Raw genomic sequence first — 9442 nt, 5'->3', positions numbered from 1 at the left:
CGTGCTCAAGCGGGGCCTGCCCGGCCTCGCCGTCCCGGCCGTCGCCCTCCTCGGCGGCGCCGCCGTGGTCGCCTGCTCGGCGCTGACCGGCTTCGGCGGGTGGCTGCCGGTGGTGGGCGCGGTGGTCTACGTCCTCACCTCGGCGCTCGCCACGGCCCGCCCGCTGAAGGGCTCGCTGGACTGGCTCGTCCCGCCGTTCTTCCGCGCCGCCGAGTACGGCACGGTGCTCGCGCTGGCCGCCCGCGCCGACGTCCACGGCGCCCTCCCGGCGGCGTTCGGGCTGGTCGCGGCGGTCGCCTACCATCACTACGACACGGTGTACCGCATCCGCGGCGACGCCGGAGCGCCGCCGGCCTGGCTGGTGCGCGCCATCGGGGGGCAGGAGGGGCGCACGCTGCTCGTCACCGTGCTTGCCGCGCTGCTGACCGCCTCCCAGTTCACCGTCGCGCTCACGGTCATCGCCGTGTGCGTCGCTCTGCTGGTGCTCGTCGAGAGCATCCGCTTCTGGGTGTCCGCTGGGGCGCCCGCCGTCCACGACGAAGGAGAAACCGCATGATCGGCCTCGTGCTGGCGGCCGGCGCCGGACGGCGTCTGCGCCCCTACACCGACACCCTGCCCAAGGCCCTGGTGCCGGTGGGCCCGGAGGGCGACGAGGAGTCGCTCACCGTTCTCGACCTGACCCTCGGCAACTTCGCCGAGGTCGGTCTCACCGAGGTCGGTGTCATCGTCGGCTACCGCAAGGAAGCCGTGTACGAGCGCCGGGCGGCCCTCGAGGCCAAGTACGGCCTGAAGATCACGCTGATCGACAACGACAAGGCCGAGGAGTGGAACAACGCCTACTCCCTGTGGTGCGGCCGGGACGCGCTGAAGGACGGCGTGATCCTCGCCAACGGCGACACCGTGCACCCGGTCTCGGTGGAGAAGACCCTGCTCGCGGCCCGTGGTGACGGCAAGAAGATCATCCTCGCGCTGGACACGGTGAAGTCCCTGGCGGACGAGGAGATGAAGGTCGTCGTGGACCCCGAGAAGGGCGTCCGGAGGATCACCAAGCTGATGGACCCCGCCGAGGCCACCGGCGAGTACATCGGTGTCACCCTCATCGAGGGCGACGCGGCCGGGGAGCTGGCCGACGCGCTGCGCGCCACCTTCGAGCGCGACCCGCAGCTCTACTACGAGGACGGTTACCAGGAGCTGGTCGACCGCGGCTTCCGGATCGACGTCCAGCCCATCGGTGACGTCTCCTGGGTCGAGATCGACAACCACGACGACCTCGCCAAGGGACGGAAGATCGCGTGCCGATACTGACGAGGCTCATCCCCTCGCCGGTCGTCGTCGACATCCGTCCGGGTGCCCTCGCCGACCTGGCCACCGTGCTCGCCGACGAGCGCATCTCGCACTCCGGCCGCCTGGCCGTCGCCGTCAGTGGCGGCTCCGGCGCCAGGCTGCGCGAGCGGGTCGCGCCCCAACTGCCGGGCGCGACCTGGTACGAGGTCGGCGGCGGCACCCTCGACGACGCCGTGCGCCTCGCGGACGACATCCGCGCCGGGCACTTCGACGCGCTGGTCGGCCTCGGCGGCGGCAAGATCATCGACTGTGCCAAGTACGCCGCCGCGCGGGTCGGCCTGCCGCTGGTCGCCGTGCCGACGAACCTCGCGCACGACGGCCTGTGCTCGCCGGTCGCCACCCTGGACAACGACGCGGGCCGGGGCTCCTACGGGGTGCCGAACCCGATCGCCGTCCTGATCGACCTGGACGTCATCCGGGCCGCCCCGGCGCGCTTCGTGCGCTCCGGTATCGGCGACGCGGTGTCCAACGTGTCCGCCATCGCGGACTGGGAGCTGGCCAACCGGGTCAAGGGTGAGAAGATCGACGGTCTCGCCGCCGCCATGGCCCGCCAGGCCGGCGAGGCGGTGCTCCGGCACCCCGGCGGGATCGAGGACAACGAATTCCTCCAGGTCCTGGCCGAGGCGCTGGTGCTGTCCGGCATCGCCATGTCGGTCTCCGGTGACTCGCGGCCGTCCTCGGGCGCCTGCCACGAGATCAACCACGCCTTCGACCTGCTCTTCCCGCAGCGCGCCGCCAGCCACGGCGAGCAGTGCGGCCTCGGCGCCGCCTTCGCCATGTACCTGCGCGGGGCGCACGAGGAGTCGGCGCACATGGCCGGCGTACTGCGCCGCCACGGCCTGCCGGTACTGGCCGAGGACATCGGCTTCACCGTGGACGAGTTCGTCCGCGTCGTGGAGTTCGCCCCGGAGACCCGGCCCGGCCGCTACACGATCCTCGAACACCTCGACCTCAAGACTGAGCAGATCAAGGACATCTACGCCGACTATGTCAAGGCCATCGGTAGCTGAACTCCGTCCGGTCGTCCACCCCGCGGGGGTCAAGGACCGGCGCAGCGGTGAGCACTGGGCGGGACGCCTCTACATGCGCGAGGTGTCCCTGCGCATCGACCGCTACCTGGTGAACACCAGGATCTCGCCCAACCAGCTCACGTACCTGATGACCGTCTGCGGTGTGCTCGCGGCCCCGGCCCTGCTGGTGCCGGGGATCACGGGCGCCGTGCTCGGCATCGTCGCCACCCAGCTCTATCTGCTGCTGGACTGCGTCGACGGTGAGATCGCCCGCTGGCGCAAGCAGTACTCGTTGGGCGGGGTCTACCTCGACCGGGTCGGCGCCTACCTGACCGACGCGGCCGTGCTGGTCGGCCTCGGGCTGCGCGCCGCCGACCTGTTCGGCAGCGGCCGCATCGACTGGCTGTGGGCGTTCCTCGGCACGCTGGCGGCGCTCGGCGCGATCCTGATCAAGGCGGAGACCGACCTCGTCGGAGTCGCCCGGCACCAGACCGGACTGCCTCCGGTGAAGGAGTCGGCCGCCGAGCCGCGTTCCTCCGGGATGGCACTGGCCCGGCGCGCCGCCGCCGCGCTCAAGTTCCACCGGCTGATCCTCGGTATCGAGGCGTCGCTGCTGATCCTGGTGCTGGCCATCGTGGACCAGGTACGCGGCGACCTGTTCTTCACCCGGCTCGGCACCGCCGTGCTGGCGGGCATCGCGCTGCTCCAGACCCTGCTGCACCTGGTGTCCATTCTCGCGTCGAGCAGGTTGAGGTGAACGGCATGAAGGTCGGCGCGGTCATCATCACCATGGGCAACCGCCCCGAGGAGCTGCGGGCGCTCATCGACTCCGTGGCCAAGCAGGACGGCGACAAGGTCTCCGTGGTCGTCGTCGGCAACGGCTCGCCGGTGCCCGACGTGCCCGAGGGCGTGCGCACCGTCGAGCTGCCCGAGAACCTCGGCATCCCCGGCGGCCGCAACGTCGGCATCGAGGCGTTCGGCCCCGGTGGCAGTGACGTCGACATCCTGCTGTTCCTGGACGACGACGGTCTGCTCGCCCGGCAGGACACCGCCGAGCTGTGCCGGGCCGCGTTCGCCGCCGACCCGGAGCTGGGCATCATCAGCTTCCGCATCGCGGACCCGGAGACCGGCGAGACCCAGCGCCGGCACGTGCCCCGGCTGCGTGCCTCGGACCCGATGCGCTCCTCGCGCGTGACCACCTTCCTCGGCGGCGCCAACGCCGTCCGTACCAAGGTGCTCGGCGAGGTCGGCGGGCTGCCGGACGAATTCTTCTACGCCCACGAGGAGACCGACCTCGCCTGGCGTGCGCTGGACGCCGGCTGGATGATCGACTACCGGTCGGACATGGTGCTGTACCACCCGACGACCGCGCCCTCGCGGCACGCGGTGTACCACCGCATGGTGGCCCGGAACCGCGTCTGGCTGGCCCGGCGCAACCTTCCTCTGCCGCTCGTCCCGGTCTACCTTGGCGTCTGGCTGCTGCTCACGCTGGCCCGCCGCCCCTCGGGACCGGCGCTCAAGGCGTGGTTCGGCGGGTTCAAGGAGGGCTGGGCCACCCCCTGCGGCCCCCGCCGCCCGATGCGCTGGCGTACGGTGTGGCGGCTGACCCGGCTGGGCCGTCCCCCGGTGATCTGAGAAGCTCGGGTGGGGCGGCCGAGCGGCCCCGCGCAGGCGAACCGGACGATGTACTCGAAGACGAAAGTTTCCCCCTGTGAGTGAGACAACCCATGACGGCGGTGTCGCGGTGACCGCGGCCCCGTCGCCCGACGAGAGCCTGCCGGCGGCAGACCTCGCCGCCAAGTACGGGCTCGCGGTGAGCGGTGCCCGCCCCTCGCTCGTCGAGTACGTCCGGCAGCTGTGGAGCCGCCGCCACTTCATCCTCGCCTTCTCCCAGGCGAAACTGACGGCCCAGTACAGCCAGGCCAAACTGGGCCAGCTCTGGCAGGTGGCCACCCCGCTGCTCAACGCGGCCGTGTACTACGCGATCTTCGGCCTGATCCTCGACGCCAGCCGGGGCATGTCGCACGACACCTACGTGCCCTTCCTGGTCACCGGCGTGTTCGTGTTCACCTTCACGCAGAGCTCGCTGATGTCGGGCGTCCGCGCGATCTCCGGCAACCTCGGCCTGGTGCGCGCCCTGCACTTCCCGCGCGCCGCGCTGCCGATCTCGTTCTCCCTCCAGCAGCTCCAGCAACTGCTGTTCTCGATGATCGTCGTGTTCCTGGTGGTGATCGGGTTCGGCAACTATCCGCGGCTGTCCTGGCTGCTGATCCTCCCGGCGCTGGTGCTGCAGTTCCTGTTCAACACCGGGCTCGCGATGATCGTGGCCCGCATGGGCGCCAAGACGCCGGACCTCGCCCAGCTGATGCCGTTCATGCTGCGGACCTGGATGTACGCGTCCGGCGTGATGTTCTCCATCAACCACATGCTGGCGGGCAAGCCCGAGTGGATCGTCCGGGTGCTCCAGGCGAACCCGGCGGCCGTCTACATGGACCTGATGCGCTACGCCCTGATCGACGGCTACGGCGCCTCGAACCTGCCCCCGCACGTGTGGGCCCTGGCCCTCGGCTGGGCCGTGGTCGTCTTCTGCGGCGGCTTCGTGTACTTCTGGAAGGCTGAGGAGCGGTACGGCCGTGGCTGAGCAGAACACCGGCGATCGCCGGCCCACCGTCATCGCGGACGAGCTGCACATCGTCTACCGGGTCAACGGCGCCAAGACCGGCAAGGGCAGCGCCACCGCCGCCCTGAGCCGCATCATCAAGCGGGGCGAGCCGCGCGGGGTGCGCAAGGTGCACGCCGTACGCGGGGTGTCCTTCACCGCCTACCGGGGCGAGGCCATCGGTTTGATCGGCTCCAACGGCTCCGGCAAGTCCACCCTGCTGCGGGCCATCGCCGGCCTTCTCCCGGCGGAGAAGGGCAAGGTCTACACCGACGGCCAGCCCTCGCTGCTGGGCGTCAACGCGGCGCTGATGAGCGACCTGACCGGTGAGCGGAACGTCATCCTGGGCGGTCTCGCCATGGGCATGTCCCGTGAGCAGATCAAGGAGCGCTACCAGCGGATCGTCGACTTCTCGGGCATCAACGACAAGGGCGACTTCATCACGCTGCCGATGCGCACGTACTCCTCTGGCATGGCCGCCCGGCTGCGGTTCTCCATCGCCGCCGCCAAGGACCACGACGTCCTCATGATCGACGAGGCGCTGGCCACCGGTGACCGCGCCTTCCAGAAGCGCTCCGAGGAACGCATCCGGGAACTGCGCAAGGAGGCCGGTACGGTCTTCCTGGTGAGCCACAACAACAAGTCCATCCGCGACACCTGCGACCGCGTCCTGTGGCTGGAACGCGGCGAACTCCGCATGGACGGGCCCACCGAAGAGGTCCTCAAGGAGTACGAGAAGTTCACGGGCAAGTAGCCGTCTCTCCGTCAGGGCCCTGCCGGACATTCCCCGGCGGGGCCCGGCGTCTGCAAAGGATGCGTCAACTCCGGTGGGGCGTAGGAATCTTGGCGCCCATCGGTGTGTTGTTGTGATGCGCCGGACACCCCGAGGGACCCTGGCGCGTTGTACAACGTAAGCTGTACCGGTGCCGGAAACCGGCAATCGGGGCGATAATGCGCGACACCCTCCGCCGGGACGTCCCCCGGAGGGTCGGCGGCGTGTCCGAAATAGTGTGTATCGGGTCGGCAGTGTAGAACGGGAGATGTGACGGCAATGGCTACGGAAACTCCCCAGCTCAACGCGAGCCGCGCCGTCCTTGCACCGGGCAGCGCGCAGTGACGGGAACCGACACGGCGACGGCACTGGAACGCGCCACGCTGGACAAGGCCGCGCGCGAGAACTTCCCCGTGGCCCCCTTCTTCCTGCCCCGCGCCTGGCGCACCGACCTCATGGCCGTCTACGGCTTCGCCCGCCTGGTCGACGACATCGGCGACGGCGACCTGGCCCCCGGCGGCGCCGACGCCCGCGTCCTCGGCGTCCCCCCGGAGCGGGCCGGCGACCGGCTCGCCGTGCTCGACGCCTTCGAGGCCGACCTCCGCCGGGTCTTCGACGGCACCCCGCACCACCCCCTGCTGCGCCGCCTCCAGCCCACCGTGCGCCGCCGCGGCCTCACCCCCGAGCCCTTCCTCGGCCTGATCGCCGCCAACCGCCAGGACCAGCTCGTCACCCGGTACGAGACGTACGACGACCTGCGCGCCTACTGCGAACTCTCCGCCAACCCGGTCGGCCGCCTGGTGCTCGCCGTCACCGGCACCGCGACCCCCGAGCGCATCCGCCGCTCCGACGCCGTGTGCACGGGGCTGCAGATCGTCGAGCACCTCCAGGACGTGGCCGAGGACCTCGGCCGCGACCGCATCTACCTGCCGGCCCAGGACATGAAGCGTTTCCATGTCCAGGAGAGCGACCTCGCCGCCCCGAGCGCCGGCGCGTCCGTACGCGCCCTGGTCGCGTTCGAAGCCCGACGCGCACGCGATCTGCTGAATGAAGGCGCCCCCCTCGTGGGTAGCGTCCACGGCAGACTGAAGCTGCTGTTGGCGGGATTCGTGGCGGGAGGAAAGGCGGCGGTCCGGGCGATCGCCGCCGCCGATTTCGACGTACTTCCCGGCCCGCCCAAGCCCGGCAAGCTCCAGTTGCTGCGTGAGGCGGGCACGACCCTGCGAGGAGAGGGGTGATCCGGGCAGTGGAGGCTTCGCAAGCCGTGTCCGCACCGGTACTCGCCGCCTATCGCTACTGCGAGACGGTCACCGGCCAGCAGGCCCGCAACTTCGCCTACGGCATCCGGCTGCTGCCGACGCCCGAGCGCCGCGCGATGTCGGCGCTCTACGCCTTCTCACGGCGCGTCGACGACATCGGCGACGGCGAGCTGCCCGGCGCGGTGAAGGTGGAGCGCCTGGAGGACACCCGGGCGCTGCTCGGCCGGGTCCGGGCGGGCGCGGTGGAGGAGGACGACACCGACCCGGTGGCCGTCGCCCTCGCCCACGCCTCCGGGGCCTTCCCGATCCCGCTCGGCGGCCTGGACGAGCTGATCGACGGCGTCCAGATGGACGTGCGCGGCGCGACCTACGAGACCTGGGACGACCTCAAGGTCTACTGCCGGTGCGTGGCCGGTGCCATCGGACGCCTCTCGCTGGGCGTCTTCGGCACCGAACCCGGCGCACGCGGCGTCGAGCGCGCCCCCGAGTACGCCGACACGCTGGGGCTCGCCCTCCAGCTCACCAACATCCTCCGCGACGTCCGCGAGGACGCCCAGGGCGGCCGCACCTACCTGCCCGCCGACGACCTGGCCAAGTTCGGCTGCTCGGCCGGGTTCGCCGGACCCACCCCGCCCGAGGGCTCCGACTTCGCGGGCCTGGTGCACTTCGAGGTCCGCCGCGCCCGCGCCCTGTTCGCCGAGGGCTACCGGCTGCTGCCCATGCTGGACCGCCGCAGCGGCGCCTGTGTCGCCGCCATGGCCGGTATCTACCGCCGTCTGCTGGACCGGATCGAACGCGACCCGGAGGCCGTGCTGCGCGGCCGCGTCTCCCTGCCCGGCCGCGAGAAGGCGTACGTCGCCGTGCGCGGCCTGTCCGGCTTCGACACCCGGCACGTCTCGCGGCACACGCTCAGGGGGCGCGCCTGATGACGGCCGAGGCCCGGGAGGCGGCTCCGGCGGCCCGGTCGCGGCGGGCAACCCTCGCCCGCGGCGCGGCGTCCCTGACTGCGACGGCCGGACGTGCACGGTTCGACCGGCACGCGCGGTACGCACGGAAGGACGCGGCATGAGCGAGGCCCCACGCCCGGCACGGGCGCACACCGGCGGCACCGGCCGGGACGCCGTCGTGGTCGGCGGCGGTCTCGCCGGGGTCACCGCGGCCCTCGCCCTCGCGGACGCGGGCGTGCGCGTCACCCTGCTCGAAGGCAGGCCCCGGCTCGGCGGGCTCGCCTTCTCCTTCCAGCGCGGCGACCTGACCGTGGACAACGGCCAGCACGTCTACCTGCGCTGCTGCACCGCCTACCGCTGGTTCCTCGACCGGATCGAGGGCACCGCGCTGGCCCCGCTGCAGAACCGGCTCGACGTCCCCGTGGTCGACGTGGACAAGCCCGAGGGGCGGCGGCTCGGCCGGCTGCGGCGCGACCCGCTGCCCGTACCGCTGCACCTGGGACGGAGCCTGGCCGCGTACCCGCACCTCTCCCTCGCCGAGCGGGCCTCCGTGGGGCGGGCCGCGCTCGCGCTCAAGGGGCTCGACCCCGCCGACCCGGCGCTGGACGACCAGGACTTCGGCTCCTGGCTGGCCCGGCACGGCCAGTCGGCGCGCGCCATCGAGGCGCTGTGGGACCTGGTCGGGGTCGCCACCCTCAACGCGGTCGCGGGCGACGCCTCGCTCGGACTGGCCGCGATGGTGTTCCGGACCGGGCTGCTGTCCGAGCCGGGCGCGGCCGACATCGGCTGGGCGCACGTCCCGCTGGGCGACCTGCACGACCGGCTGGCCCGCAAGGCCCTCGACTCCGCGGGCGTCCGCACCGAGCTGCGCACCCGCGTCACCTCCCTCTCCCGCAACGCGGACGGGGGCTGGAGCGTTGAGACCCCCGGCGAGACGATCGACACCGACGCCGTCGTCCTGGCCGTACCGCAGCGCGAGACCCACGACCTGCTGCCGTCCGGCGCGCTCGACGACCCCGGGCGGCTGCTGCGCATCGGCACCGCGCCGATCCTCAACGTGCACGTGGTGTATGACCGTCCGGTGCTCGCCCGGCCCTTCCTCGCCGCGCTCGGCACGCCCGTGCAGTGGGTGTTCGACCGCACCGCCGCCTCCGGGCTGCGCGAGGGACAGTACCTGGCGCTGTCCCAGTCGGCCGCGCACGACGACATCGACGCCCCCGTCGCCGACCTGCGCGAGCGCTACCTGCCCGAGCTGGAACGGCTGATCCCCGGCGCCCGTACCGCGCGCGTGCGGGACTTCTTCGTCACCCGCGAGCGCACCGCCACGTTCGCCCCCACCCCCGGCGTCGGGCGGCTGCGCCCCGGCGCCCGCACCAAGGCTGCCGGCCTCTGCCTGGCCGGCGCGTGGACCGCCACCGGCTGGCCCGCGACCATGGAGAGCGCGGTCCGCA

Annotated in this window: 10 protein-coding genes; all 10 read left to right on the top strand. The window is 72.1% G+C overall.

Annotated elements, in window-relative coordinates:
• The coding region (locus GT030_RS06620) for a DUF5941 domain-containing protein (protein WP_237522237.1) at positions 1 to 556 on the top strand (556 nt) is incomplete at its 5' end.
• Positions 553 to 1305: a phosphocholine cytidylyltransferase family protein gene (locus GT030_RS06615; RefSeq protein WP_161200267.1), complete on the top strand. Its 753-nt coding sequence runs from the start codon at positions 553 to 555 to the stop codon at positions 1303 to 1305. The genes GT030_RS06620 and GT030_RS06615, both read left to right, overlap by 4 nt.
• On the top strand, positions 1293 to 2354 hold the full coding sequence (locus GT030_RS06610) for an iron-containing alcohol dehydrogenase family protein (protein ID WP_161200266.1): 1062 nt from the start codon (positions 1293 to 1295) through the stop codon (positions 2352 to 2354). The genes GT030_RS06615 and GT030_RS06610 overlap by 13 nt, the downstream gene beginning before the upstream one ends.
• Complete coding sequence (locus tag GT030_RS06605; protein WP_078873695.1) at positions 2332 to 3111, top strand: CDP-alcohol phosphatidyltransferase family protein; 780 nt, start codon at positions 2332 to 2334, stop codon at positions 3109 to 3111. Before GT030_RS06610 ends, GT030_RS06605 begins: the two co-directional genes overlap by 23 nt.
• Before the next feature lie 5 nt (positions 3112 to 3116).
• Entirely contained in the window at positions 3117 to 3989 is an 873-nt protein-coding gene (locus GT030_RS06600; RefSeq protein WP_135786015.1) for a glycosyltransferase, read from the top strand.
• A gap of 76 nt (positions 3990 to 4065) precedes the next feature.
• Positions 4066 to 4995, top strand: a complete 930-nt coding sequence (locus GT030_RS06595) for an ABC transporter permease (RefSeq protein ID WP_161200265.1) — start codon at positions 4066 to 4068, stop codon at positions 4993 to 4995.
• On the top strand, positions 4988 to 5767 hold the full coding sequence (locus tag GT030_RS06590; protein WP_135786013.1) for an ABC transporter ATP-binding protein: 780 nt from the start codon (positions 4988 to 4990) through the stop codon (positions 5765 to 5767). Before GT030_RS06595 ends, GT030_RS06590 begins: the two co-directional genes overlap by 8 nt.
• A 359-nt stretch (positions 5768 to 6126) precedes the next feature.
• Positions 6127 to 7023 (top strand): squalene synthase HpnC, encoded by an 897-nt coding sequence (gene hpnC, locus GT030_RS06585; RefSeq protein WP_161200264.1) that lies wholly within the window; start codon positions 6127 to 6129, stop codon positions 7021 to 7023.
• A complete protein-coding gene (gene hpnD / locus GT030_RS06580) occupies positions 7020 to 7970 on the top strand; it encodes a presqualene diphosphate synthase HpnD (RefSeq protein ID WP_161200263.1) in 951 nt (316 codons plus the stop codon). The genes hpnC and hpnD overlap by 4 nt, the downstream gene beginning before the upstream one ends.
• A 139-nt stretch (positions 7971 to 8109) precedes the next feature.
• A partial coding sequence (gene hpnE / locus GT030_RS06575) for a hydroxysqualene dehydroxylase HpnE (RefSeq protein WP_161200262.1) occupies positions 8110 to 9442 on the top strand: 1333 nt, incomplete at its 3' end.

It is taken from the genome of Streptomyces sp. SID1328 (genome assembly GCF_009865595.1).
Classification (GTDB): domain Bacteria; phylum Actinomycetota; class Actinomycetes; order Streptomycetales; family Streptomycetaceae; genus Streptomyces; species Streptomyces griseoluteus.
This window is presented reverse-complemented; position numbering and strand designations above follow the sequence as displayed.